The following is a 26,788-nucleotide window of genomic DNA, read 5'->3' on the forward strand; positions in this document are numbered from 1 at the left end:
TTAAACTGTCCCATTGGCGATGACGTAAGGCAGTTGCGCAGGCGGTACAAGTTGCCTTTCTGGTCGTTAGCGGGTGGAGCAAGCTCAAAGAACTGCTTCATCTCCACCCAATAAGATCAAATCATCGCGCGTTCATTCACTACATCAGCGAAGGACTTGAAGAATTTTCCTGCGAGCTTCTTGGCTGTGCTCTGGATCAAACGACTGCCGAGCTGAGCCAGTTTTCCGCCAATCTCGGCCTTGGCTTCATAGCGCAGGATCGTTTTGTCGCCGTCTGCACTCAGCGTCACATCTGCGCCACCCTTTGCATGACCAGCGGTACCACCATTGCCCTGACCAGACAGAGAGAATGCATCAGGGGCGCCGGTCTGGTCCAGGGTGACATTGCCTCCGAACCGCGCCTTTACGGGCCCTACTTTAAGCAAGACCTTGGCCTCCAGTTCAGTATCAGAATGCTTGATTAGTTCTTCACAACCCGGGATGCATTGTTTCAACACCTCGGGATCATTCAGTGCCGCATAGACGCGATCTTTCGGGGCGTTGATGATGATTTCGTCGTTCAGTTCCATAGTCTAGTCCTTCTTAGCAACAGGGAAATCTTATGTTGTCTGCTTGTTCAGTGGTCATTTCGAGCGATTTAAGACGCCCGCGCATCCAGATCAGAAGTCGGCTCATGAGATCGGCTCGTTCGCGGTTTCCAAATGGGTCGCATAGTCATCCGGGGTATCGACATCGGTGTAGAACCCTGGCGATGGCAGCTTAGCGGCTTGTACATGTTCGGGATGATCGCGCGTGAAGCCCAAGCAGCCGGGGCGTGCGGGGTTTTCCAGCAATCGCCGGCGCAATAGCTGCGGGATAGTAATTGGATTGCCTCGTGCGCCGTTATGGACAGGTATCGTCACTTTAGTCGCATCACCTGCAACGTGAGCGGCAATCAGATATTGCAGATCCTGAGTGGTCAATAGCGGCTGATCACCCAAGCCGATCAGAAGCAGATAGGCGTCAGGTGCACAATGCAATCCCGTGGCAACCGAGCTCTGCTGGCCGCTGGTGAAGTTTGCATTGTGAACCAAAGAAACAGCTAGCCCTGATAATGCCCGGCGCACGGCGCTCGCCTCATGTCCTGTTACCACCGTCAGGTCAGTATCAATGGCACCTAAGTAAGCCATGGCTACCCGGCGGATCATCGGCACGCCGTCTATTGGTAACAGCAGCTTGTTTTGCGCCCCCATGCGACGGGAAAGACCGGCGGCCAGAAGGATCGCGGCAACATCAGCCATCGGCAAGCCCCACAGTCTGCCGTCTGACACGGACTAACTGCGCAAGGATCGACAGCGCTATTTCCTCGGGCGTGACCGCCCCCAGGTCCAGACCCGCCGGGGCGTGGACGGTGTTGATGGCCTCGGGCGTTATGCCGGCGGTCTTTAGTTTTTCAGCCAGTGTCGCGAATTTCCGAGCGCTTCCGACGAAGGCAACATAGTCGGGCAAATCTGTCAGTACGGATTTGAGCGCGTCCAGATCTCCTTGGCCTTGCGTCGCAATGACAACGAAGCGGCGTCGATTGCACGTCGTATCAGCCGACGTGGTGCCAGAAACAGACCAGTGGAATTGCGGTGCCAGGGAACTAAGCGCTTGGGCCACAGGGGATGCGCCAAGCACGACAAGTTCGGGCATTGGCAAACAGGGCTCGATAAAAATGTCGACGGTGCCTTTTGACGGGCAACCATTGCGCGCAAAGCGCGTCCCGTCGATCTCATCCCCCGCTATCACGCCCATTTCTTCCAGGAGTTCCTCGGGCGCGACAGAAACCAGTTGCGGCTGACCGGAGCGCAAAGCCTCTACCGCAGCGCGTTTGACCGCGCCACGCGTGCATCCGCCACCAAGCCATCCATGCAGGATTGTCCCGTCCGCGCTGAGCAGCGCTTTAGCACCCGGCTTGGCCGCCGTCGCCCCCGCAGTGCGCACGATTGTCGCGAAGGCGAAAGGTTCTTGCCGGTCACGCAGGTCTTGTGCCGCATCGGCAAGGTCCGTGTCTAGGATCTCTGCCGGACTCATAGCGTCACCAATTTTGGTTCCAGGGCGGCAAGATCGGCAAGGGTGTTGGCCGGTTGAAAAAGGTCGAGATAAGGCAAGGCCGCAGCCATTCCGCCAGCTACGGGCGCGTAGTCGCTCCAGCCCTTCAATGGATTGAGCCAGATGATCTTACAGCCGCGTTTTCTCAGCTTCTCAAGCGCTGCTGCCAGGATTGCGGGTGGCTCAGTATCATAGCCGTCCGACAAGATCACTACGACAGACCGGCCATCTACAAAGCGCCGCGCATAGGTATCGGCAAAGCGTTGCAACGATGGCCCGATCTTTGATCCACCGCCGAAGCCATCTGCCATCAGCGACATCCGACCAATTGCACGCAGTGCGTCTTTGTCGCGCAATGCTTCAGTGATGCGTACCAGCCGTGTGTGAAAAAGATAAGCGTCGGCATCTTTGTCAGCGCGCATCAGCCCAGCGAGAAAAGCAAGAAAAACTTGCGCATAGACGCTCATCGATCCCGATACATCGCAAAGCGCTACGATTTTGCGGCTGCGATCAGGGCGAGACTTGCGCAAGAGCTGCAGAGGTTCCCCTCCTGTCGCAAGGCTCAGGCGAATGGTCTTGCGAAAATGCAGGCGGTCGCCTTTGCGGGCGGCGATCCGACGGCGCGAACGTCGATCGCGCAAAGCGGCACCGATGCGACGCGCAACTGCTTCGGCCTCTGCGATATCATCCGCGCGGACCAGATCACGCAGATCGCGGCGGCTGAGATTGCGTTGCTGAGTTGCGATAAGTTTACCGGTGCCATCGCTGTCGGCTTCGCCGTCACCGGAATCAGGAGCGATGGCGCTGCCCGATGCGCCCATATCCTGACCCTTGGCTTGACGAGAGGAATGCACGTTATCGCTGAGCGCAGACTGCGCCTTGGGCACGGCCCTTTGCTTCACCCGACCGGAATCCATCCAAAAACTATCGAAGAGGCTGTCGAACCGTTCGGCCTCATCCTTGCATCCTGTGCAGATGGCCCGTAACGCGCGACGGCTTTCATTCGGGACAGCGGCATTGACCTCGCCGAGGGCACGCAAGGCAAGCTCTGCCTCTGCCACACCTAGGCGCAGGCCGTTCTGGCGCAAATGCGCAATGAACCCGGCAACACGGGCCGCTGGCCCCGGATCACGCGCCGCAAATTTGGAAACCCGGCTCATGCGGCCTTCCCCGCGATGCGGGCCGCGACTTCAGCGGTGATCTGTGCCTGATCGCTTTGAGTTTTCAGCAGCGTGGTTAAGGTGGAGTGCAACACGGTTGGATCGTCGGTCAGATCCGCAATCCCGAGTCCCATCAAGGCGGCAGCAAAATCGAGCATCTCAGCGATGCCGGGCGTCTTTTCCAGTTCCTCCTCGCGAAGCTTTTGTACAAAGCCTACGACTTGCGCGCCAAGACGCGCCTCAATCGCGGGGCAGCGGGCTTTGAGGATTGCAAGTTCTGTCTGTCGGTCCGGATAATCGACATAGGTGTATAGGCAGCGACGACGCAGTGCATCGGATAGATCGCGTGTGCCGTTTGAGGTCAGGATCACGATCGGCTTGCTAGAGGCCGTGATGGTGCCGAGTTCTGGGACAGTCACTTGATAGTCGGCCAGAACTTCCAGCAAGTAGGCTTCGAATTCCACATCAGCGCGGTCAATTTCGTCAATCAACAAAACAGGCGGCGTGTCCTGGGTAATGGCGGCCAATAGAGGGCGTTCCAACAGGAAATCACGGGAAAAAATACGCTCCTCAACGCTTTTGCCCGTCTCACCATCTTCGGCGGCGGCGCGGATCGTCAGCAATTGCCGCTGGTAGTTCCATTCGTAGATGGCCTGAGCGGCGTCAAGCCCCTCATAGCATTGCAGTCGGAGCAACTTGGTGTCGCGCGCATCGCTCAGGGTGCGCGCAACCTCTGTCTTACCTACGCCTGCGGCGCCCTCCAGAAGAAGGGGCCGCTCCAACGTCAGCGCCAAATGGAGAGCAACTGCTAGGTCGTCGGATGCGACATAGCCCTGCCCTTCAAGAGCGGATTGTAAATCGGTCCAGGTCATGTGTGTCTCCGGGCAGAGCGGAACGTCTCCGCCCTGCCTTTCGCCTTTAGCCGTGCAGGCCAAGCTCATTGGCGGTCTTCCAGATCCGCCAGTGATCATGGGGCATGTTGGTATGCCGCAGACCAAAGGCCCGGAACGCATCCTGCACCGCGTTGGAGAAGCATGGCACCCCGCCCACATGCGGACTTTCGCCCACGCCCTTCGCACCGATGGGATGATGTGGCGACGGCGTGACGGTGTAGTCGGTCTCGTAGTTCGGAACCTCCCATGCCGTCGGCAGGAAGAAATCCATCAGCGTGCCCGTCTTCACGTTGCCCTGATCGTCATAGGCGATTTCCTGGCCCAAAGCGACGGCGAGTGCTTCGGTCAGGCCGCCATGCACCTGTCCTTCGATGATCATCGGGTTGATCCGGGTACCGCAATCGTCCAGCGCGTAGAAGCGGCGGATGTCTGGCACGCCTGTATCCACATCAATATCCATCACGCAGACATAGGCACCGAACGGATAAGTCATGTTCGGCGGGTCATAGTAGCTAACCGCTTCAAGCCCTGGCTCAATCCCTGGAATGGCCTGATTGTAGGCGGCGAACGCGATTTCTTTCATGGTCTTGAACCGCTCGGGCGCTCCTTTGACCACGAAACGGTCGACGTCGAACTCGACGTCATCGTCATGCACTTCCAACAGATAGGCCGCGATCATTTGCGCCTTGGCGCGGATCTTGCGGCCAGCCATGGCCGTAGCCGCCCCGGCAACCGGGGTCGAGCGCGAGCCGTAGGTGCCCAGACCATAGGGCGCGGTATCGGTGTCACCCTCTTCGATGGTGATGCTATCGGCAGGTAATCCGATCTCGGAGGCCAGTATCTGTGCGAATGTCGTCGCGTGGCCTTGCCCCTGCGAAATCGTTCCAAGCCGTGCAATTGCAGAGCCCGTTGGATGGATGCGAATTTCGCAGCTATCGAACATGCCGAGACCCAGGATATCGCAATTCTTCACTGGGCCGGCACCCACGATCTCAGTGAAGAAACTGAGACCGATTCCCATAAGCTTGCGCGTTTCGCCCCGTTTGAACGCCTCTACACGCTCGGCCTGTTCCTTGCGCAATCCCTCGTAGTCGACGGTGCTGAGCGCTTTGTCCCATGCAGTGTGATAATCGCCAGAGTCATATTCCCATCCAAGCGCAGCCTGATAAGGGAATTGCTCTTTCTTGATGAAGTTGAGCCGGCGCAAATCTGCCGCGTCCATGTTCAACTCGATCGCCAGCACCTCGATCATCCGTTCGATGAAATAAACCGCCTCTGTCACGCGGAAGGAACAACGGTAGCTGACCCCGCCCGGCGCTTTGTTGGTGTAGACGCCATCAACCTCAAGGAATGCAGTCGGGATGTCGTAAGATCCGGTGCAGATATTCATGAAACCCGCCGGGAATTTGGTTGGGTCGGCGCAGGCGTCAAATCCACCATGGTCCGCTGTCACATGGCAATGCAACCCGGTGATCTTGCCGTCCTTGGTGGCAGAAATGCGGCCCTTCATCCAATAGTCGCGGGCAAAGGCGGTGGTCATCAGATTGTCCATCCGGTCTTCGATCCACTTTACCGGTTTGCCGGTGACGATGGAGGCGACGACCGAACACACATAGCCCGGATAGGCCCCAACCTTATTTCCAAACCCGCCGCCAATATCGGGAGAGATCACACGGATATTGTGTTCCTCGATCCCGGAAATCAGGCTGACCACAGTGCGGATAGCATGAGGCGCCTGGAACGTGCCCCAAAGAGTCAGCTTGCCATTGACCTTGTCCATTGAGGCGACACAGCCGCAGGTTTCCAGTGGGCATGGGTGCGTACGGTGGTAATACATGGTCTCTTCGGCAACGACCTCGGCATTGTCGATTGTCTCGAATGTTGGATCCTTGTCGCCCGCTTCCCACGTGAAGATATGGTTGTGGTGCTTTCGAGGACCATGTGCTCCATCGATTGGTTTGCCATCCTCGCCCACGGTGTCTTCACGCAGAACTATCTGTGATTCCATCGCCTTGAACGGATCGACCAGAACCTCAAGCTCTTCGTATTCGACTTCGACGGCCTCGATTCCATCTGCCGCCGCATAGCGGTCTTCGGCGACCACAAACGCCACTTCCTGGCCTTGAAACAGAACCTTGCCATCGGCCAGAACCATCTGCTTGTCGCCGGCCAGCGTCGGCATCCAATGGAGGCCGAGCGGTTCAAGGTCCTTGGCGGTCAGCACAGCGAGAACGCCGGGCACTTCAAGCGCTGCCGCCGTATCGATGTTGGTGATCCGTGCGTGAGCGTAGGGAGAGCGGACGAAATCTCCAAAGAGCATCCCGTCAAGCTTCACGTCATCGACGTAGTTGCCCTTGCCTTGAGTAAAGCGGGCATCTTCCACCCTTTTGCGCGAACAGCCCATGCCCTTGAGGTTCGCGGTGCGTTCCTCACGATCTGGTGTCATGTCATTCATTGGGCCGCCTCCTTGGCTGCATTCATCTCGGCCGCTGCGGCTTTGATAGACTTCACGATGTTCTGATACCCGGTACAGCGGCAGATATTACCTGCCATGCCAAAACGGATCTCTTCCTCGGACGGGTTCGGGTTCTCTTCGAGCAACTTTGCCGCGCGTGTGATCATGCCCGGTGTGCAGTAGCCGCATTGCAGCCCGTGATGTTCCTTAAACGCCTCTTGCAGCGGGTGCAGCGCGTCAGGCCCACCGATGCCTTCGATGGTTGTGATATCCTTGCCATCGGCCTGCGCCACGAACATGGTGCAGGACTTGACTGATTTGCCATCAATGGTGACGGTGCAAGCGCCACAATGGGAAGTCTCGCAGCCAATATGCGGGCCGGTGATGTTGAGCCGCTCGCGCAGCGTGTAGATGAGAAGTTCGCGTGGCTCGGCAAGGAATTCCTCTTCCTTGCCGTTCACCGTGATCTTGTAGTGTTGTTTCTTTGACATCGGACGATCTCCTCACGCACGCGACCAGGCGCGCTCAATGGCGCGGGTTAGAATGATACCTGCCACGTGTTTTTTGAAAGCGACGGGACCGCGGTTGTCCTCGGTGGGGTCAATATCACCGAGCATGGCGGCCACAGCGGTCTTAATGGCATTTGCATCGACGCCGGTGCCAACCAGAGCGGCCCCAGCCGCCTCGGAAAAGACCGGTGTGTCGCTCAGATTGGTCATTGCAATCGAGGCGGAGGCACAGGTGCCACCTTCTTTCACGATCTGGACTGCAGCAGCAGCGGTAGCATAATCGCCAATCTTGCGCTTTTGTTTTTCATAGGCGTAACCGCCATGCGGCGTTGGGATGGTGACTGCAGTCAACACTTCTTCGTCTTCCCGAGCGGTCATGTAGGCGGCTTCGTAAAACTCGCGGGCAGCGATTTCGCGTTCCCCGTCAGGACCCTCGACAGTGAAACGCGCATCCAGGCACTGCATCAGGCCGGGCATGTCATTGCCGGGGTCGCCATTGGCCACGTTGCCACCAACTGTACCCATGTATCGGACTTGCGGGTCTGCGATCTGAAGGGCAGCTTCGCGCAGAATCGGAGCGGCGTCAGCCAGTGCGTCGTGATCAATAATCGCGTGCTGGGTGACCATCGCACCGATGCGAATACTGTCACCTCCGATCTCGATATCAGACATGCCGCCAACATCCTGAAGATCGATCAGATGCGGCACATCCGCCATCCGCAGCTTCATCATCGGAATCAGGCTGTGCCCACCGGCCATGACGCGGGCATCATCGCCATGCTCTTCCAGGATCGACAGCACACCGGCCATGTCCTTGGGTCTGTAGTATTCGAATGCCGCTGGAATCATCGGCTCTCCTCCCTTCAAGCAAATGTTCTGGCTGAAAGGATCACTGCATGCGCTTGGATGGCGACGCTTCAGTAAATCAACAAAAAACAGGTATTTTGCACGAAATGCGCCCTAGGTCTCACGAATTGCGCCCACCTGCGATGCAAGCGCATCCTGAACCGTCTTGAGTTTGGATCGACTGACCGGTGCGGGTGGTAAACCATCCCCGTCGAACAGGCATCGGCCCTTATCCTTGGTACGCTCAAACCGCGCCACGCGCTGAGGATTGACAAGGTAGCTGCGGTGGGTCTGGAGAAATCCGGTGGGCACCAATCGCTTGGCGGCCTCGGTCACTGGCCAGACACAAAACAACCGATCCGTTTCGGTGTAAACTTGGGTGTAGTGCCCATCCGCGCGCAAAAACAGAACATCTTCGGCAGAGATGAAGACCTTTCCACCATCCCGTTCGCAAGGAATTTGCAGCAATGGTTTTACATCCACGGTCGCTTCTGTTGGCTCCGGGTCTTTCCTCGAAGGTCCTGGCAGGTAGGTCACGCTGACCCACAAGCAAGCACCAAATATGATGAAACTGAACAGGATTACGCCAATGGCCAGCGTCTCATTGCTCATCAACGGGCCAAACTCAACCCCACTTGGCACCGCGACGAAACGGGTGCTCGCCAGAGCAAGAAAATGAACGGTGCAAACCGCCGCTGCAAAACACAAAGTGCCCAGCAAAATGTTTCTGTTTGTTCGCTGCCCGTAGGCAATCGCGAAAGCCAGCATACAAAGCGCTATTGCAGCAATCGAGGACAAGATGACGCCACTGGGCGTATACACTGCCCGGCAAAGCTCCAAGCCAGCCATGCCAATATAGTGCATCGCCAAGATGCCCAACCCAACAACGCCTCCTGCCATCGCAATCGTGGCGCGGTTGCGTTCGGTGAAATGCAACAGAATAAGCGCAGCTCCGACGAGCAGGATCGCGACAAGCGCAGACACAAGTGTGATTGCAGCGTCGTAATAGAACAGGATCGGCATCTGAAGCCCGAGCATGGCCACGAAGTGCATGGCCCAGATTCCACCGCCAAGCGAAACAGCCGCAAGAGCCACCGAGGCCTTCTTTTCAAAGACCGGCTTCGTCGAAAGATCTCGCGTCATCGACAATCCTGTAAACCCTGCCACGAAGGCAACAATGCAGGACATGGCGACGAGGAAACTGTTGTGGCTGACGTCGAGAAACTCCATTGTCGCAAATTGGCTAAAAAGTATGCGTTTGGCAAATGGATCAACGATGTCGGACGTTCAAAGAGCGGTTACACATTAGGCGATGCCCAGCTCCGAAGCATTCGTGCCGAGGTGGCTAGCACGCTGCTATTCGGCGGCTTTGAGGCCAAATCCGCCGTTCACATTGATTGGGTGAAAACCACAATTTAAGGCTAATGAAGGTCTGCTCGGCCCCTCCCGCCGTCATCATTTGATGTTTAATTTGTGACTTCCAAAAGCTGTTGGGTGGAATGGCTAGAGATGCCTTTAGACCGCTTTATAAACTTGCCAGTCTTCGGATAAGCCCTTCAGTTCTTTTGTTCCAAGACTTTCGAAGTCCAGACCGGACCCAGCCACCAGATTTTTTACTGTTCTGGAAACGACGATGTCGCCGCCTCTGCCCAATTCTGAGATACGCGCTGCAATGTTAACGGCAATTCCGCGCACATAATGCAAAGAAACTTCGACTTCGCCTGTGTGAACCCCTATGCGAACTTCCAGATTCAGCTTGGAAATGGCATCGCCAATCGCCTTGCCACGATGGATCGCCTGGCCGGGTCCGTCAAACGTAGCGAGAAAGCCATCGCCATATACTTGGTAGGCAATGTGCACCTCATCACTGTGCCTCCTTAGGACAACCCTATTGGCAAAGAAAGGCTATGAGGCACGCTTGGTTCAATCAATATCTTTTCAATCAGCAGTGAAGGCCAGAAGGCCAGCCCGTTAACCGATGGTTCGATCCTTATAGCAATCGATTATCCACAATAGTGCTTATGGTTTCGCTTTTTGTGCTAGCGTTGGGCAGTTGCGAGCACGCACGTTTGAGTATGCTGACGAAAGTGGGAGTATGGAGATGCTGGTTGACCGATATGGACTGACGCTGACGACCAGCCTGCCAGAGGCGCGGGACGCCTATGTCGCGGGGCTTGATCACATCCTTGCAGCAACGTTTGGTGCAAGCGAAGCTTTTTCCGCCGCCATCACGGCCGATCCCGGCTTCGCCCTCGGTCACGTTGGGCTTGCTCGAGCTCGAATGTATGAAAACGATATGTCTGGCGCTCAAGAGGCAATGGCGTCGGCCCGCGCCTGCGCATCTGGGTTGACTGAGCGCGAGGAGGGTCATCTCGCGGTATTCGATCTCTTGCTTCAGGGACGTGTTTCACAGGCACGAAGCGCAGTTCTGAAGCACGCTGCTCATCACCCCCGCGATGTCCTTGTCGCGCAAATCTGTACCAACATTTTCGGCTTGATTGGGACATCGGGTGAGCCTGGTCGGGAAAGCACGCAACTTGCCTACACGACCAAATTATTTGATGCCTTGGGCGAAGACTGGTGGGTAATGAGCGTACACGGTCAGGCGCTGTGCGAAGTTGGGCGTCTTGATGAGGCCATGTCCATGATGGACGGCTCGCTCGCTTTGAACAACGCCAATGCAAACGCGTCACACTTCAAAGCGCACACGCTCTACGAGCAAGGTTATGGAGAGGCCGGTCGCGCATACCTTGCCGACTGGATCGCGGATTATGATGTGCGCTCGGTATTGCACGGCCACTTAAGTTGGCATCGCGCTCTGTGGGCCTTGGAGCAAGGGGATGAGGCTGAGCTATGGACGATTTACGAAGGAGCTATCGCACCCGCAGCGTCCTATTCGTTGCCGATAAATGTTCTAACCGATGCTGCTGCACTTTTGCACCGCACTGAAATTGCAGGTCTTACAGTTGCGCCCAAACTTTGGCGCGACCTGAGTGAATACGCATCACGGTTTTTTCCAAACCCAGGCATGAGTTTTGCAGACATACATGGCGCACTGGCTCATGCAATGGCAGGGGAAGGAGAACGCCTTGCGGTTCTGACCGAAACAAGCTTGGGTTTTGCGTCAGATCTTGTTCGCCCGGTGGCCCGTGCGTGGGGCGCGATTGCGCGACAAGATTGGACGGATGCGCTGCAACAGCTGACACCGGTCATGGCAGATCACGCTCGTCTGGGTGGCAGCCGCGCACAGCGTGACCTTTTGGAGCTGACTTACCTGAATCTGCTATTGAAATCCGGCCATATTCAAGAAGCTCATCGAACGATTACAGCGCGACGCCCGATCTTCAGTCATACTGCGCCCGTTGCAGGCTTTGTCTGAATTCACAAAGCTCTAGTTTATCAGCTCTTCTTACCCCTCCTTTAGCTAGGCTGCGCACGACCGGAATGGACTGGTTACTTCCTGATTACAAATCCCGTATCACGCCATTTATGGTATGCAAGCCTGATCAATCGCTCTGCAACCTGGTCGTAATTTCTGACAGGCGAGACCAGGATTGTAAGGTGACGGGCAAAGCAAGTGCGGCTTCCGCAAACTCCCACGAATAGCTGATAATCGAAAATATCATGCCCGGTGTCGCATCCAGGTTTTGGGTCGCGAACCACAGGTTGAATAGGAGCAGACCTATTAACAGAATGAAGATTACGCCATACAGAACGGCTTCGGTATCCGAGAGCTTTACTTCGAACCGGCGCAGTTTACTCAGGTGGACGAAAACCGGACGGTCACGTCGTTGTTCCAGAACACTGACCTGATGCTCCATTTGCTCATTCAGCGCACGGTTCCATTGCCAAAACGTCGAATGAAACAGAGCGTATACAGATATCATTCCGACAAGAACCCCACAGGCAGACAGGGCCAGAACTGGCGAGAAGTAAAACAGCAAAATTGCTGATACGACGAACTGCACCACCCCCGCGATTGCCGAGGGCAGGATCTCCTCAAGAAAGTCGGCCAGTTCGCGCCCCATGCCGATCCGGGCGTTCAGCGACGAAATTGGAAGATTTGAAAACCGTACGGCAAGCGCCTTGCCCAACTCGACACGGATCATACCGTAGACACGTGTATCGTAAATCCGCCGGATCACGCTGATCATAGTGAGGGCAACCATGAGCGCACCTAACTGCACAAAGGGCTCAAAATCTTCGCTCAGCAATCCATCTATGGCGAAGCCGACGAACAGCGGAATCAGAACCGTCAGGGCAGTTTCAGCCAGGATCAGGAACCACGTAATCCCTACGCGCCAGCGGAACACACTCAGAAGCGTGCCGATTGTCAGTTTTCGATCTGTCAGCATGGCGAATTACTGATCATAGTGAATGCGAACACGCACATCGCCCGGCCAGACCGAGGCAGCCTTGAAATCCGGCTCGTCCTGAGGGTCTGAGGCACCTGTTGAACCCAGCCCCTCCAACAGTTTCGTCTCAGTCATGTTCAGGTCATCGTCCTTGTTTTCGTCATGAAACAGCAGCACAGCGTATGGGCCCGCGTTCAGGTCAGAAAACTCATGGCTGACGCTGCCTTTACGTGACGGAATCTGGGCGTAGTCAATGGCGCTCCAGACATCCAAACTGTCAAAGGCGCGCGCGTTATCGAATACAAGGATCACGATGTTGCCCTTGGCGTTGCGGATGCCGTCCACAGTCACATTCAGACCCTCGGCGGAGGCCGGAGTCGCAAGCGTTACCACGGCGAATGCAGGGGCTAGAAGGTTCCGTATCATGGCTTTGTTCTTTCTTCAGAAGGCTGCGGAAGGGGTGACTTGAAAATGGCAATGACATCCTCGGTGATGGCGATCAGTGCCGGCACCAACAGCAGCATGAGGGCTGTGCCGAAGAGTTCTCCAAAAGCTAAAGAGATTGCCGCAGGGATCAGATACTGCGCTTGCTCAGAGGTTTCGGTCAGCAAAGGCAGCAGACCAATCACTGTAGTTGCGGTGGTCAGAAAGATCGCCTTGAAACGTCCAATGCCTGCGCTTCTCAGCGCCAGATTCACGGGCTGACCTTCCTCTCGCGCCTGATTGTAGCGGGTGATCATGACCAGACTGTCGTTCACAATCACACCGGTCAGAGCAAGCATGCCGAAGAACGAAAACAGCGACAGTGAGACACCCATGATCAGGTGCCCGACGGCGGCTGCGATAAAGCCGAATGGCACGATGGCCAGAATGACGAAAGGCTGCCAATAGCTTTTCAACGGCACGGCCATCAGCACATAGATCAGAACGGCTGCCAGCAACAGCGCGCGCTTCAGGCCATCGCTTATATCGGCCATTTCTTCCAGTTCACCGGCCGGCAGGACGGTTACGCTGGGATATTTGGCACGGAGTTTCGGGACCAGCTGCTCGAACACCGCCTGCCCCACCTCTTCGGGAGCAACAAGGTCGCGGTCGATGGACGCTGCTACGATGTTCATGCGCTTGCCGTCACGGCGATCGATAGTGCCAGAGGCATAGGTGCCCTCGATTTCGGCGACGGTCTCAAGCGGCACCCAAGCGCCGGATGCGCTGCGCAACCGGGTCTGCACCAGATCCGCCAACGTATCGCGGTTTTCACGCGCGTTCTGTACGACTACGCGGACTTCGGACCCATCGCGTCTGACCTTGGTCACCTCGGCCCCGCCGAACCCATAGCCAATCTGTCTGGCCAGAGCCTCGGCGTTAAAACCAAGGTGCCGCGCGTCCGGGCGCAGGCGGAGTTTCAGTTCAGGTTGGCCGCCCACCAACCCATCCCTTACATTTGCCACGCCCTCGATGTTCGACAGGAAACCTTTCATTTCGGCGCTGGCTTGCTGCAGAAGGTCTTCGTCTTTTGACGCCAACCGGATTCGGAACCCTCCGGCAAGCGTTTCCGATCCGGTGAACTCCAACTCGGTGGCACCCTCGACCGCACCGACCCGGTCGCGCCATTCGCGGACCACGGAAAGGATCGGGACATTCGGACGCTTAGCTACCGGGATCATTTCAGCGAAAATTTGGGCATTTCCAGCGCTGTTGATGATGGTGAATACTGTCTGAACGGGTGGAGCAGACATACTCGCCTCTTCTGCAAGCTCGACGTTCAGCTCGTTCAACACGGCTTCGATCCGATTCACGTTCGTGCGGGTCAGTGCAAAGGGGGCGCGGGCATCCATTTCCAGGTTCATCGTGATGACCTGACCGGGCACCTCGGGAAAGAACACCGTCCTGACCTTGCCCTTGTACATCAGGCCAAGCCCCAGCGTTGCGGCGGCAATGAACAAGATCAGCACAGCGTAGCGCTGACGCACCGCCGCGACGAGCAAAGGCTGGTAGATGCAATCCCGCACCCAGTACAACCCGCCCTGCGCAGAATCCTGTACCCGCCCCCACAAGCGGGTCGGCAAGTATCGACGCTCTTGCCGCATCGAAACCTGCGCCAGATGGGCGGGCAGGATGAATTTGCTTTCGATAAGCGAAAAGATCAGCGTCAGGATCACGATGCCCGCGAACCCGGCAAGTACCTTGCCCAGCGGATTGTCGATCAACAGCATCGGGAAAAAGGCTGCGATTGTGGTCAGCACGCCAAAAACGGTCGCAACAGCCACGCGATGTACGCCGCGTTCCGTGTCCCTAATCGGGTCCTTCCCCTTGCGGCGTTCTTCAAAAACGCTTTCGCCGACTACAACGGCATCATCGACCAGAATTCCCAAGGCAATGATCAGACCAAAAGTCGTGACATCGTTCAGCGAATAGTCCACCCATTTCGAGCCCGAGACAGCAAGCGCCCCCATGACCGAAACGGGAATGCCCATGGCAACCCAGAAGGCCAAACGCACGTTCAGGAAAATCGACAGCATCAGGGTCACAAGGATCAAACCCTGCACCCCGTTTGAGCGCAACAGCGCCAGACGGTCCGAGATGTAGCCAGCGCTATCACCCCAAACCTCGACCTGAACCTGCGACGGCAGCTGTCGGCTGAACTCGTCAATCGTGCTGCGCACGACATCACTGATCTCCAGCAGGTTTTCCTTCTGCCCGACCAGAACCTCCATCCCTACGGTTGGTTTGCCGTTCAGGCGAAACAAATACTCGCCGTCCTGAAACCCGTCTTCGATTTTGGCAATATCGCCCAAAGGCACATAGGACCCGTCGTCACGTTCGATGATCGGCAGAGCTGCGTATTCCGGCACGTATTTCGCCCTGTCATCGGCCCGCAGATAAATCGTACCGCCATCAGTCCTCAGACGACCTGCCTGAAAGGCCAGCGAATTCCCTTCGATGGCGCGGGTCACATCCGAAACCGTCAACCCATAGTGGCGCAGCAACGCCGGGTCGATTTCGATGCGTAATTCACGCGGTATCAGGCCCCAGATTTGCAACCGCGACAATTCCGGTTGCGCCAGCAACTCTTCTTTCAGGCGTTGCGCCAAGCTCTGCAATGTGGCGGGGTCTGTTTCTCCGAACAAGTTCAGATACAGCGCCGGGAAATCGAAACCCGAGGCTTCGATCACGGGTCGGCGCGCAGTATCAGGCAGATCAGTCAAGCCGTCGATCCGAATACGGACACGATCCAGGACGGCTTGTAGTTTCTGGCCACCTGCGCGGCGGACAGTCACGACACTTAGGTCATTTTGGGATCGTGATGTCACACTACGCACGCCCTCCAAACCTTCGAGGGCCTGCTCAACTTTCTGGGTCACCAATTCATCAACCTGTTCGGCTGTAGCGTCCGGAAACTCGATCGCGATTGTAACACTTTCCGGCGGAATGCGGGGGAAGCCTTCGATCCGAATGTTCAGCAGCGTTTGCACCCCAAGAAATAGGATCAGTGCCATCATCAGATTGGCAGCGACCGGATTTCGGATAAACCAGGATGTCAGAGCATGCATGGCTCAGCCCCCATCTGATTGCGGCGTCACCCGCTGACCCGGTAGAAACGAGGCCAAAGGTGTTTTGGCCACGCGCCACGGGCCGGTCCCTTCGGGAGCCGATACCGTCACTGTACTTTCGCTGCGGAACAGGATGTTCGGGCTAAGCCTCTGCAATTGGTCCTTATCGTCTACAAGCCAAATGTATCCCGCACGGGTCAGGACGCTTTCGGGTAGGGTTAATGTGTCCGAGATCCGGCGTCCGGGAATGTGAACCTGCAGGAAGTCTCCGGCGAGTATGCGTTCATCGGGCTTTGTGACATCCAGAAAGACCCGCACCTGCCGTGTGTCTTGATCCAGAAACCCTCCTCCGCGCCGGACTTGAGCCCGCCCCAACGCTCCGCCCGAGCGCTGTGTCAGATCAGCAGTGGCGCCAGAGATCGGATGATCCAACAACGCCCAGTCCGCCTGACTAAACTCGGCGACCAGTTCGAATTGCTGGTCGTCCGAAAGGTGTATCAGGGCATCGCCTGGGTTGACCGTCTGGCCCAGGCTGGCAAAGCGATGGGTTACAAATCCCGAAAAAGGGGCGACAACCTCCGCGTCCTTCAATTCATTTCGCGCCGCATTCAGCCGTGCCTGCGCAGCTGCAACGGATTTCTCGGCAATGCGCAATTGCGGTAGATTCACAGCCAGTTCGTTTGGCGGTTCTGTTTCATCCCGGTCAAACTGTCGTTGCGCGACTGTCACTTTGTTCTGCGCGCGCAATAACACCAGTTCCGCTTGCTCAAGCTCCATCTCAGCGGCTGCAACGGCGCTTTGATAAGGTGCATTTTCGATTGAAAACAAAGGGGCACCCCGTTCCACCTTAGTCCCTGCCAAAGCGGCGTAGTGTACTGCAATGATGCGCCCGGACACAGCAGATCGCAGCTTGGCATCCCACCGAGGCCGAACTTCGGCAAACGCCGAAACCTGCGCTTGTACGGTTGCTGAAGCAACCGTGACGACCGAGACGGTCGGTGGCGGAGGTGAGGTCGTTGTTGCCTGAACATCAATTGTATCTTCTGTATCAAACAGGAGGACGACGATCGCTACAAACAGTGCCAACGATAGTCCAATCCAAAGCCATCGCCGGGTCGGTCTTTGCCGAGTTTCCAAAGTTTTTTCTGTCATAGACCAGTCTTTCCTGTGCCGCCGAATCCATTGCACCTTGTGGCATTCGATAGAGTGTCATATACTATGAACGATCGTTCGTTCAATATTAAGTTGAAAAAATGTCCGATGACACCAAGAAGCCGGAATCAATCCGGGAAAAGGCTACAGCCAAGCGTCGCAACCAGATTTTAGAGGCCGCAGTTATGTGTTTCCTTGAGCGCGGCTATCATCAGACAGGCGTCCGCGATATCGCAGCGCGGGCGGGCGTCAGCCTTGGAAATCTCTATAATCATTTTCGCGGCAAACATGATGTGCTTGTAGAAATCGCAATACTTGAACGCCGCGAGATGGAGCCGTTTCTGAAAATCCTGAACTCAAATGCGCCCGCGCCCAAAGTCATAAGAAAGTTCATCAAGGCCTACGCAAAATACCTTGCTGCGCCGGAAAACGTTATATTAACATTGGAAATTTCGAGCGAAGCAGTTCGTCAACCGGACATCGCGCAGCTGTTCGTCGAGAACCGGTCGAGTTTGACTGAGGCCCTGGAAGCCGTAGTGAAGCGAGGAATTACCGGCGGTGAATTGCGCACCGTTCCGGATCCCCTTCAGGCGTCACAACTGGTGATCGAAGTTCTGGAAGGCAGTGCATATCGTAGTGTGCTGTCAGAAATGCCCATGACCGGGATCATTGTGTGCGCTGAAGACTTTATTATGAGTTCCCTGCTGGCACGTCATTAGTACGTAGGTGGCGTGTCGTTTTGGAATTCGTGAATGTCAGCCAAAGGGAGCTGCCTGAGACATTAATGTAGGCAGCAAAGATCGACTTTGAGCCGGCCGAAACGCGGGGGAGGTCAAAGGAAAGTTGGAGTTGCGGTTAGGACTATTGGCTAACGCAATATAATCCGAGGTTCTGTTACCAGACTTCGTTTAGTCACAAGACGAAGAGGTCGCAAAGCGCATGCAGATTCCAACCACTGGCACAGCGCCAGATCGTTTTTGATGCGATTGACGCACTGATCTATTGATACTGTAGGGATCAGGCGATCAGATACGATGGCAGATTTCTCAAGCATCCGCCTTAATCAGGTCGCTTGCCTTTTCGCCAATCATGATCGCTGGTGCGTTGGTGTTGCCGCTGACGATTTCCGGCATGATCGAACAATCAGCCACCCGCAGGTTCGAAATACCGTGTACCTTTAGTCTTGCGTCGACAACAGACGTCTCGGCGTTCCCCATCGCGCAGGTGCCGGTTGGGTGGTAGATCGACACGCTGTTCGATCTGGCCCAATCCAGAGTGCCTTCATAATCTTCGCAGCTCAGCTCTGCCGTTGGTCGAAACTCTTCTGATATCTTCGAGGCCAGAGGGTTTTGTTTGGCAATCCCGCGCGCGATGTTCACGCCGTCGACAATGGTTCGGCAATCCGTTTCAGTGGACAGATAGTTCGGGATGATCTTGACATGTTCGGATGGGTCCGGTCCGTTCAGGCGCAGCTCTCCCCGACTTTCCGGACGCAGTTGGCAGACCGACATCGTGAAGGCCGAAAACGGATGCACACCTTCGCCTGGGCTGTCGGCGGACCAGGGTTGCACGTGGAACTGAATGTCGGGCGTCTCAACATCGGGCCGGGTTTTCATGAAACCAGTCGCAAGGCTGGCGGCCATTGTCATCGGACCCGCACGAAATAGTGCATATTTCAGCGCGATTCGCGCCTGATTGAACAGGCTGCGAACTTCGTCATTCAGTGTGGGCTCATTGCATTTGAACACCAGCCGCGCCTGCAAGTGATCCTGAAGACCTTTGCCAACACCCGGCAGGGCGTGCAGCGGTTTGATACCATTTTCCTTTAGATGATCCGGCTCTCCGATCCCTGACAACATCAGGATTTGGGGAGAGTTGATCGCCCCGCCGGACAGGATGACCTCGCGCCGAACAGTCAGTGTCTGCTCGTTACCAGAACGATCCCGGTAGACCAGCCCGGTTACTTTTTTCCCATCCAGAACCACATGCGACACAAGCGCTTTGGTGATGATGTTGAGGTTCTGACGACCGCGAATGGGCTTGAGATAGGCGACGGCGGCGCTACAGCGGCGCCCATTGCGCGTGGTCAGTTGGAAGTAACCCACGCCTTCTTGCTCGGCCCCGTTATAATCTGGGTTGAACGGGTAACCGGCGGCCTGTGCTGCTGCGACCCAGGCATCGCAGATCGGGCGCTGAATGCGCATGTTGGACACTGACAAGGGGCCATCGACGCCATGATATTCATCCTCGCCGCGTTCTTGATCCTCACAGCGTTTGAACAGGGGTAGCACATCGTCCCAGCCCCAACCCTCGTTGCCCATTTGCCGCCAGCGGTCGTAATCTTCCTTCTGGCCACGCACATAGAGCAACCCGTTCAGCGAAGATGAGCCACCCAGTACCTTGCCCCGTGGCCAGTCGATGGATCGACCGTTAAGGCCGGGGTCGGGCTCAGTGCGATAGCACCAGTCAACCGAGGGGTTATGCATCGTTTTGAAATAGCCGACGGGGATGTGAATCCACGGGTTGGTATCGCGGCCACCTGCTTCGAGCAGCGCAACAGTTGTGTTGGGGTCTGCGCTCAACCGATTGGCAATGACACAGCCCGACGATCCTGCGCCAACAACTGCATAATCCACCTCCATGACCGCCTCCTTCCAAACTCGCTGAAAAAAACTCTATGCAAGATGCAAGAATTATACTAGCCTTTTTTGATACAAAACGTCTCAATAATTGCGATCAGGGAGGTAAGCAATGGAGATCGGACGGAAACTAAGTGGTATTTCACGGCGAGATTTCTTCCGCGTGGCCGGGCGTTACGGCATGAGTTCGACACTGCTGGCGGCAGGCGGGTTCGGCGGCGCGATGAGTCTGGCGAATCTGGCGCAGGCCGCCGAATCCACCTATGAGAAGCGCTTTTCGAAAGAGCCGAAGCACACGCTGAAATTCGGCGCGTCGGGTTTCAACACCCGCAACCTGTTGATTGAGCGCGCCGGCGCAATCGAGTTCGCGCGCGACCTGGAAGAACGCACGGACGGCGAGATTCGCATCGAATTCATCGGCGACAACCAGATCTGCGGCCAGCTGAGCTGTGTCGAAAAGACCCAACAGGGGATCGTCGATATTTATGCTGCCTCAACTCAGAACTCGGCCGGAGGCGCACCTTATCTGAACGTGCTGGACTATGCCTATATGTTCCCCAGCCGCGCGGCGCAGTATCACTTCTTCTATAGCCCGGCGAGCCAGCGCATCCTGCGTGATCCGCTGGAAAAACGGCACGGGTTGAAGTTCCTGTTTACCCATTGTGAGCTACGCGGCCTGCAAATGGGTTCGACCTTTGCCGACAAGCCGACCGTCACCAAACTGGAAGAGTTGTTTGGTACCAAGAACCGCGTGACGGGTACGCAGTTGGGCCGGATTGCAATGCAATTGCTGAATCTGAACCCAGTCCCGGTGGCTTGGGAAGAGACGCTGGATGCGCTTAAGACAGGGCTGATCGATGGGGCGGAAACCTGGGCCTCGGCCGTGGCTTACGCCAACATGGCGCCGGTGGTTTCGCAGTCGGTCAATCTGAAATTTTTCTGCGGCACTGAACATACGTCCATGTCGGCCGAGGTCTTTGACGGCCTGAGTGGAGAATTGCAAGACGCAGTTATGGAATCTTCCTACTTCACTCAAGCGTTGATCCAGGGTGCGAATGAAGCCGCATTGCTGAATACGGTAGGCTTCTCGGAGCCGCAATTGCCGGACACTATCTTCGCCGAAAATGGCGTGCGCCCGGCATTCCTGGCTGACGATCAGATCAAGCTGGCCGAAGAGATGTGCGCTCCGAACTACAACCCAGAGCCTTGGGCCCAGTGGCGCGAACGTCTGAATAAATGGGCAGGCGGCATTGATACCTATCAGGAAATCTACGACATCGCGCGCGAGATTCCGGCCGACACCCTGCCGGAAAATGTCGAACCGCGCCGTTGGTGGAAAGGCGAAGCCTGATAGACTGTTACGAGCCGGCCCTGAGCGGGCCGGTTCAACTTTATACCGACTGGGAGGACGGGGTTCATGTCGTTTTGGGCAGACATCGGCGCGATTTTCAGCGCCTTTCTCAGCCAGGATTCGTTCGAGATTCAATCCGCGCTGGAATCCGACGCCGCCTGGGTGTTGGGCGCGATTGTCTCGGCGATTGGCGGAATCGTGATCATGTTGATCTATCGGGCGGTGCCCTTTGTTGAACGTCATCTGGAACGGTCGGTGATGGTGTATTCCTACCTTGCGATCGCATTAATCATCTTCTGGGGCGTGATCGACCGGTTTGTGTTCAACGATCAGGAACCCTGGTCGACCACCATTCCCCCGCTGCTGTTCATGGTCATGGCGTGGTTTGGGGCGTCGTACAATGTCCGCCTGCGCACACATTTGAGCTTCAGCGAATTCCGCACTGCAATGCCGAGGGCTGGGCAATTGGCTTGCCTGATACTCGACGCGATATTGTGGTTCATCTTTGCGGTGATCGTCATCGTGACCACAACACGGCTGGTGGCATTGTCGGCATCAAACTTTCAGATCGTTCTGGGAACAGACAATATCATGCAGTGGTGGTTCCTTCTGGCCGCACCGCTGTCGTTCTTTCTGATGGTCGGGCGCGTGTTTCAGAACCTTGCCGATGATCTGAACAACTGGAAAACAGGCGAGCCGCTGATCAAGCAGGCCGTGATCGGAGCAGACTGATGACAGACGGAACTATGGTCACACTGATCTCTCTTGCGGTCACCTTTCTGTTCATGCTGGGCGTGCCGGTTTTGCTGGTAATCGGCTATTGGGTCATCGGCTGTTCGTTTGTTCTTGGCCTAACGCTGGACAACATGGGTGCTGAACTTCTGAACGTGTTCAACAAGGGTTTCGCCTTGCTGGCGATGCCGCTTTTCATCCTGACCGGCGACCTGATCAATAAATCGGGCATCGCGCGGCGGCTCAGCGATTTCGCCTATGCCTGTCTGGGCTGGATACGCGGTGGATTAGCGATGGCGTCACTCGGCGCTTGTGGGCTGTTTGCTGCGATCTCGGGGTCGAACTCGGCAACGACAGCCACCATTGGCTCGATGCTGCACCCCGAGATGGTCAAAGGGGGGTATGACGAACGGTTCAGCGCGGCCACGGCGGCGGCAGGCGGTACGGTGGGGATCATCATTCCTCCCTCGATTATCTTCATCGTCTACGGCTTCCTGATGAACCTGCCGATTTCCGAGCTATTCGTGGCGGGTATCCTTCCGGGCGCGCTGATGGTTTTTGGCATGCAATTCGCGTGCTGGATCATTTGCCGCATGAACGGGTGGGGTCATCTGATCCCGCTGCAACTGAACCGGGTGCTGAAGACCGCATTCGGGGCATGGCTTGGATTTTTCGCCATCGGCCTGGTGCTGTGGGGTATCTATACGGGCAAATTCTCACCAACTGAGGCAGCCGGAGTGACGGTCGGCTTCTGCGTTATTGCAGGGTTGGTCAGCTATCCGATCAATCGGATCATGGGCGCGCGGAACGACATCTCACCCACCGAAAAAAGCTATGCCGAGATGTTTGTCGTCGAAGGCTTCACGATCCCCGAGATCCCCTCAATCGTGATCCGCTCGGCCCAGATCACAGGTATCCTCGCACCGCTGATCGCGATTTCTGTGGTGATGCAGCAGATCCTTTCATTGCTTGGCGCTCAGCAAACCATTGGGGATTTCGTAACCTCGATGGGAGGCTACCATGCGGTTCTGTTTACTTCGATGGTGATCGTTTTCTTCTCGGGCATGGTACTCGAAAGCCTGCCTGTCACGATCATCCTGGCCCCGATTCTGGCACCGATTGCGGCCTCGGTCGGGATTGATCCGATCCATTTCTCGGTAATCTTCCTTGTGGGGGCTTCGATTGGCTTCATCACACCACCCTACGGTCTCAATCTCTACGTGGCATCAGGGGTGACTGGCGTTCCCTACTTCCGTCTGCTTCGGTACACTGTGCCCTATCTAGCAGCGCTGATATCAGTGTGGATTTTGATCTCGCTTGTACCTGATCTGGCCTTGATCCTGCTGCCAAATAACTAGACTGTTGCGGGATGGCCGAAACGGAAACACAAGACAAAGAAACCCAGATCCCAACTAACTTGCGCCTTCTCCTCATCCTTGAGGAGGTGGCGCGACGCGGGGTTGCCGTCAAACCATCGGACCTGATCGAGGCACTCGGTCTGGCGAAACCAACAATCCACCGTTTGTTGCAAACAGCAGAGGCCGAAGGTTTCCTGCAGCGTGATCTGGATGGCCGCTCATACGGTCCCGGGCACCGTCTAAGGTTGCTTTCAGTCAACACCATGTCGTCCGAGCATCTGCGCACAGCGCGTTTGGCGATCTTACGCAGTGTCGCCGAGCAGGTTGGTGAGACCTGCAATCTCGCCATCCCTGACCGAGAGGGCATGATCTATCTTGACCGGGTTGAGACGAAGTGGCCTTTGCGCATTCAATTACCGGTCGGGACACAGGTTCCCTTTCATTGCACCGCCAGCGGCAAGATGTACTTGTCCACGCTCCGGCAGAAAACGCTGGATGGATTTCTTTCAGCAGGAAATCTACAGCCACAGACTGAAAGTTCCCTGACCGATCCGCAGTCATTGCGCATGGAAATCCAACATATCGCTCAGAACGGTTATTCCACTGATGATGAAGAGTTCATGAGTGGAATGGCAGCCCTAGCAGTACCCGTTCAAGATGGGCAAGGCCGATTGGTGGGCACACTTTCGGTTCATGCACCGACACAACGTCACAACGTCAACAGCCTGATGTCGTTTCTGGGTATCCTGAAAAAGGGGGCAAATGAACTTTCGGCTCTGTTAACCACGTGACCAGAACCTGAAAGACAGCCGCGACATAATAATTTTTGCCCGATTGCCACGGCAGGCATCGTCCGGTTCAGGGCATTCTGCATCGCAACGGATGAGCCGCGCACAAAGGCCTTCCTCTCAGCAATCACTCTCACAGCTCTCTTGGTCTGCTAGCCATAAACTCTGAGTCTAAGAATTATTCACACCAGTAATTCAAGTTGGATTGGCCGCGCATGCCGAATCCGGACCGTACATCGTTGGTTGATTCGAGCGAGTAGATTTCCAGAGATAGCCTTAAAGGACAGGATCACTCGACAGTGCGGGCAGGACCGAGTGATTGACGTAGTCTTATTTCTGTCGGCAACTCAACACTTTGACCGCTGTGCGCATCACGGAGTATCTGGATCAGCATCCCTGCAGCGCGACGACCCATCTCGCGATGTGGGACATGGACCGTCGTAAGAGCGGGTTCGGCGAGCATTGCAATTTCGATATCGTCAAAACCGGTAATTGAGAGGTCCCTAGGCACCTCAAGCCCCATTTCCCGAGCCGCGCGTAAGGCTCCGACCGCCAAAACGTCATTGACGCACATCACGGCAGTCGTTTCTGGTGCGGCTGTCATGACCTCGCGCAAAGCAACTTCACCAGTTTCAACGCCGTAAGCGGTTTCGACAAGAAACATTGTATTCGGGTCTTGACCGGCCTCTTGTTTGGCATCCCGAATGCCTCGAACGCGTTCCCTTGCCCGATCATTCGAAGCGGTTGGTGCAGAGATACACGCGATATGCCGATGCCCATATCCAATGACCTGCCGGGCAAGGGCAAACATCGCAGCCCGATTGTCAAAGCCGATGGCCGGCGGGGATTGGGCAGGATCAAATGACCAGGCGATCAAAGTTGGTACACGCTGCTTTTCCAGAAACGCATAGATTTCCGGTTCGCGATCGTACCCAATCAGCAGCAACCCATCTGCACCCCGCGCTACCAACGCACGCACCTGTTGTTCTTCCAGCTCTGAATCATAGGCGGACGAAGCAACCAAAAGCGTTTTACCATGCCGCACCAGTTCTTCCTGAAACGCCTGTAGTCCGCGTGCAAAAACAGCGTTCTCCATAGTCGGTATCACGGCGGCAATCGTATTTGTCTGCCTTGCTGCAAGGGCTTGGGCTCCGAAATTTGGCGCGTACCCAAGTTCTCGTACAGCTGCCAGAACTCGTTCCCTTGTGCTTTGCCCTACCCGCTCTGGCGAGTTCAGGCACCGCGAGACAGTTGCGGTGGACACGTTCGCATGTCGGGCAACATCTGCAAGGGTTGGGACTGTGTTTTCGTGACCGCTTTGAGGCATGGTTTTTCTTGTCATTCTGGATGGGCAACTAGCTCAAGACAAATTCTATCAAAAGCACGATTTGTCGGGAACCTACAGCACATATGCAATGTAAGCGCTTGCATAACAAAATGTAAGCGCTTACATTGCGGACGACTCAGTGCGAGACATTGGATGGGTTGGGGAGGACGCATGCCATACTTGATAGCTGGAATATTGCTGCTCGCGTTTGTAGCGAACGTAGTGATCGGAGCAGTCTCGAATGCGCCCTTGGTCAACAATATCTGGGAAATGTTGATCTTGTTTGCTGCGGCCATCGCCTTTTCGATCGGCATTCTGCGGAGCGAAGCAAAAGAAATTTCGGAGAAAAAATCAAAGGAATAAATCCGAAAAAAGTCCAACGGGAGGAGAACACATGGACAAGACTAAACAGGAGCTGGCTTCGGCCGAGCGTCGGAATTTTTTGAAACTCGCGGGCACCGGCTCGTTCACGGCAGCTATGGTCGCCGGCGCGGCTGGGACATTGTGGTCCAGCGAAGCGGCAGCACAGACCGCCGCCGAGGAACGCGATCGCGAAAACGCGGCTGAATTCAAGATGACGTTGGCAACGGCCTATGTTCTGGGCGCGTCTCGCAGCTATCCGATCATGCAGCTGGACCTGAAAGAAAACATCCAGAACATGACGAATGGCAAGGTCTATGTGAAACTGGCGCCCGGTGGTCAGCTTGGTGCAGGTGGTGCTTTGGCGCAGGCGGTTCAGGGGGGGACCATTCAAGCCGCGCAACACTCGTTGTCAAATTTCGCGCCCTTCGCAAGCGTCGTCGACCTGATCAACCTTCCATATTTCTGCGGGTCCAACCAGCGGTTCACGAACCTAACTTCCTCTGAAGCTTGGAAGGCGGAAGTAGACCCCAAGATCGCGGCATCCGGCTTTAAAGCGCTGATGTATATCGTGATCGATCCGCGCGTCGTCGCTGTTCGCCAGGGAGGCAACGCAATTATCACCCCCGGCGATATGTCCGGTGTCAAATTCCGCGTACCCGGATCAAAAATGCTGCAGCAGTATTATGGCATGGTGGGTGCGAACCCGACGCCTGTTGCGTGGGGTGAGACTCCGTCAGCGATCCGGCAAGGCGTCGCAGATGCGCTTGATCCCTCGGTGGGCGCGCTGCATGTCTTTGGCTTTGGTGAGATCCTCAGCCATGTGACCTTCACTCAGGCGGTGCCGGACAGTCAGGTCTATTCGATCAACCTTGAATGGTTCGACAGCCTGCCGATGGACGTCAAGGAAGGTATCGAATTTGCGGGCGAAGTCACCCAGCAGCAGAACCTGTCCAAAGTGCCTTCGGCACGGGCCTACGCCATGTCTCAATTGATCGCGAACGGCGTCGAGTTCCACTCGCTCAGCGAAGATCAGTTGGGCGAATGGAAAGAGGTCGGTGGCTATCAGCGTAGCGAATGGGACAGCTTCAAGACCGAGCTGGCCGGATCGATGGATGCGTTCGCCAAGCTGGAAGAAGCCGCAGACACGCGTGCGAAATACTACGTGCACGACGCCTGATCGCGTCTTCGGGCCGGCGCGTCCAGCGTCGGCTCATCCGATGTTTGCCCATTAAAAAC

At 56.1% G+C, this 26,788-nt stretch carries 24 protein-coding genes; 8 read left to right on the forward strand and 16 right to left on the reverse strand.

Features of this window, described 5'->3' with window-relative positions; translation table 11 throughout:
* Nucleotides 1-116 precede the first annotated feature (116 nt).
* The 10 genes from I5192_RS11535 to I5192_RS11580 form a co-directional block, all read right to left on the reverse strand.
* Nucleotides 117-569 carry a CoxG family protein gene (locus I5192_RS11535; protein WP_170564281.1) on the reverse strand — a complete coding sequence of 151 codons (453 nt, stop codon included), beginning with the start codon at nucleotides 567-569 and terminating at the stop codon, nucleotides 117-119.
* Between the two features lie 102 nt (nucleotides 570-671).
* Nucleotides 672-1,280, reverse strand: a complete 609-nt coding sequence (locus I5192_RS11540; protein ID WP_223116887.1) for an NTP transferase domain-containing protein — start codon at nucleotides 1,278-1,280, stop codon at nucleotides 672-674.
* Entirely contained in the window at nucleotides 1,273-2,055 is a 783-nt protein-coding gene (locus I5192_RS11545; protein ID WP_223116888.1) for an XdhC family protein, read from the reverse strand. Before I5192_RS11545 ends, I5192_RS11540 begins: the two co-directional genes overlap by 8 nt.
* Nucleotides 2,052-3,233 (reverse strand): VWA domain-containing protein, encoded by a 1,182-nt coding sequence (locus I5192_RS11550; protein WP_223116889.1) that lies wholly within the window; start codon nucleotides 3,231-3,233, stop codon nucleotides 2,052-2,054. Before I5192_RS11550 ends, I5192_RS11545 begins: the two co-directional genes overlap by 4 nt.
* Nucleotides 3,230-4,105 (reverse strand): MoxR family ATPase, encoded by an 876-nt coding sequence (locus I5192_RS11555; protein ID WP_170594367.1) that lies wholly within the window; start codon nucleotides 4,103-4,105, stop codon nucleotides 3,230-3,232. Before I5192_RS11555 ends, I5192_RS11550 begins: the two co-directional genes overlap by 4 nt.
* A 46-nt stretch (nucleotides 4,106-4,151) precedes the next feature.
* Nucleotides 4,152-6,581: an aerobic carbon-monoxide dehydrogenase large subunit gene (locus I5192_RS11560; protein ID WP_170465120.1), complete on the reverse strand. Its 2,430-nt coding sequence runs from the start codon at nucleotides 6,579-6,581 to the stop codon at nucleotides 4,152-4,154.
* Complete coding sequence (locus I5192_RS11565) at nucleotides 6,578-7,072, reverse strand: (2Fe-2S)-binding protein (protein ID WP_170392521.1); 495 nt, start codon at nucleotides 7,070-7,072, stop codon at nucleotides 6,578-6,580. Before I5192_RS11565 ends, I5192_RS11560 begins: the two co-directional genes overlap by 4 nt.
* A gap of 12 nt (nucleotides 7,073-7,084) precedes the next feature.
* Nucleotides 7,085-7,939: a xanthine dehydrogenase family protein subunit M gene (locus I5192_RS11570; RefSeq protein WP_170513581.1), complete on the reverse strand. Its 855-nt coding sequence runs from the start codon at nucleotides 7,937-7,939 to the stop codon at nucleotides 7,085-7,087.
* 111 nt (nucleotides 7,940-8,050) lie between these two features.
* Complete coding sequence (locus I5192_RS11575) at nucleotides 8,051-9,166, reverse strand: MHYT domain-containing protein (RefSeq protein WP_223116890.1); 1,116 nt, start codon at nucleotides 9,164-9,166, stop codon at nucleotides 8,051-8,053.
* Between the two features lie 285 nt (nucleotides 9,167-9,451).
* Nucleotides 9,452-9,796, reverse strand: a complete 345-nt coding sequence (locus I5192_RS11580; protein ID WP_170512794.1) for an adenylate/guanylate cyclase domain-containing protein — start codon at nucleotides 9,794-9,796, stop codon at nucleotides 9,452-9,454.
* 241 nt (nucleotides 9,797-10,037) lie between these two features.
* On the opposite strand from I5192_RS11580, the gene I5192_RS11585 reads away from it, so the two are divergent.
* A complete protein-coding gene (locus tag I5192_RS11585; protein ID WP_223116891.1) occupies nucleotides 10,038-11,315 on the forward strand; it encodes a tetratricopeptide repeat protein in 1,278 nt (425 codons plus the stop codon).
* 127 nt (nucleotides 11,316-11,442) lie between these two features.
* On the opposite strand, the gene I5192_RS11590 is transcribed toward I5192_RS11585, so the two are convergent.
* The 4 genes from I5192_RS11590 to I5192_RS11605 are packed head-to-tail and all read right to left on the reverse strand — an operon-like array spanning nucleotide 11,443 to nucleotide 16,928.
* Nucleotides 11,443-12,291, reverse strand: coding sequence for an ABC transporter six-transmembrane domain-containing protein (locus I5192_RS11590; RefSeq protein ID WP_223116892.1), 849 nt, complete (start codon nucleotides 12,289-12,291; stop codon nucleotides 11,443-11,445).
* Nucleotides 12,292-12,297: 6 nt separating this feature from the next.
* The gene (locus tag I5192_RS11595; RefSeq protein ID WP_170512800.1) at nucleotides 12,298-12,717 is read right to left on the reverse strand and encodes a DUF2141 domain-containing protein; all 420 of its coding nucleotides are present in this window, start codon (nucleotides 12,715-12,717) and stop codon (nucleotides 12,298-12,300) included.
* Complete coding sequence (locus I5192_RS11600; protein WP_223116893.1) at nucleotides 12,714-15,842, reverse strand: efflux RND transporter permease subunit; 3,129 nt, start codon at nucleotides 15,840-15,842, stop codon at nucleotides 12,714-12,716. Before I5192_RS11600 ends, I5192_RS11595 begins: the two co-directional genes overlap by 4 nt.
* Before the next feature lie 3 nt (nucleotides 15,843-15,845).
* On the reverse strand, nucleotides 15,846-16,928 hold the full coding sequence (locus I5192_RS11605) for an efflux RND transporter periplasmic adaptor subunit (protein WP_255611779.1): 1,083 nt from the start codon (nucleotides 16,926-16,928) through the stop codon (nucleotides 15,846-15,848).
* A gap of 167 nt (nucleotides 16,929-17,095) precedes the next feature.
* Here I5192_RS11605 and I5192_RS11610 point away from each other — a divergent pair, with 167 nt between their 5' ends.
* Entirely contained in the window at nucleotides 17,096-17,713 is a 618-nt protein-coding gene (locus I5192_RS11610; RefSeq protein ID WP_223116895.1) for a TetR/AcrR family transcriptional regulator, read from the forward strand.
* Nucleotides 17,714-18,040: 327 nt separating this feature from the next.
* Here I5192_RS11610 and I5192_RS11615 read toward each other — a convergent pair whose 3' ends face one another.
* A complete protein-coding gene (locus I5192_RS11615) occupies nucleotides 18,041-19,636 on the reverse strand; it encodes a GMC family oxidoreductase (RefSeq protein WP_223116896.1) in 1,596 nt (531 codons plus the stop codon).
* 109 nt (nucleotides 19,637-19,745) lie between these two features.
* Here I5192_RS11615 and I5192_RS11620 point away from each other — a divergent pair, with 109 nt between their 5' ends.
* The 4 genes from I5192_RS11620 to I5192_RS11635 all read left to right on the forward strand — a co-directional run bounded on the left by I5192_RS11620 (nucleotide 19,746) and on the right by I5192_RS11635 (nucleotide 23,865).
* Nucleotides 19,746-20,984: a TRAP transporter substrate-binding protein gene (locus tag I5192_RS11620; RefSeq protein WP_170402109.1), complete on the forward strand. Its 1,239-nt coding sequence runs from the start codon at nucleotides 19,746-19,748 to the stop codon at nucleotides 20,982-20,984.
* 66 nt (nucleotides 20,985-21,050) lie between these two features.
* Nucleotides 21,051-21,716 carry a TRAP transporter small permease gene (locus I5192_RS11625; RefSeq protein ID WP_170392533.1) on the forward strand — a complete coding sequence of 222 codons (666 nt, stop codon included), beginning with the start codon at nucleotides 21,051-21,053 and terminating at the stop codon, nucleotides 21,714-21,716.
* Nucleotides 21,716-23,074 carry a TRAP transporter large permease gene (locus I5192_RS11630; protein WP_170392534.1) on the forward strand — a complete coding sequence of 453 codons (1,359 nt, stop codon included), beginning with the start codon at nucleotides 21,716-21,718 and terminating at the stop codon, nucleotides 23,072-23,074. The genes I5192_RS11625 and I5192_RS11630 overlap by 1 nt, the downstream gene beginning before the upstream one ends.
* Nucleotides 23,075-23,085: 11 nt before the next feature.
* The gene (locus tag I5192_RS11635) at nucleotides 23,086-23,865 is read left to right on the forward strand and encodes an IclR family transcriptional regulator (protein ID WP_223116897.1); all 780 of its coding nucleotides are present in this window, start codon (nucleotides 23,086-23,088) and stop codon (nucleotides 23,863-23,865) included.
* Nucleotides 23,866-24,151: 286 nt separating this feature from the next.
* Here I5192_RS11635 and I5192_RS11640 read toward each other — a convergent pair whose 3' ends face one another.
* On the reverse strand, nucleotides 24,152-25,204 hold the full coding sequence (locus tag I5192_RS11640) for a LacI family DNA-binding transcriptional regulator (protein WP_370644307.1): 1,053 nt from the start codon (nucleotides 25,202-25,204) through the stop codon (nucleotides 24,152-24,154).
* Between the two features lie 156 nt (nucleotides 25,205-25,360).
* On the opposite strand from I5192_RS11640, the gene I5192_RS11645 reads away from it, so the two are divergent.
* Both I5192_RS11645 and I5192_RS11650 read left to right on the forward strand, forming a co-directional pair.
* Nucleotides 25,361-25,552 (forward strand): hypothetical protein, encoded by a 192-nt coding sequence (locus I5192_RS11645; RefSeq protein WP_170392536.1) that lies wholly within the window; start codon nucleotides 25,361-25,363, stop codon nucleotides 25,550-25,552.
* 31 nt (nucleotides 25,553-25,583) lie between these two features.
* Nucleotides 25,584-26,729 carry a TRAP transporter substrate-binding protein gene (locus I5192_RS11650; protein ID WP_170402121.1) on the forward strand — a complete coding sequence of 382 codons (1,146 nt, stop codon included), beginning with the start codon at nucleotides 25,584-25,586 and terminating at the stop codon, nucleotides 26,727-26,729.
* Nucleotides 26,730-26,788 lie beyond the last annotated feature (59 nt).

Source organism: Ruegeria sp. SCSIO 43209, from assembly GCF_019904295.1.
In the GTDB taxonomy this organism is placed as follows: domain Bacteria; phylum Pseudomonadota; class Alphaproteobacteria; order Rhodobacterales; family Rhodobacteraceae; genus Ruegeria.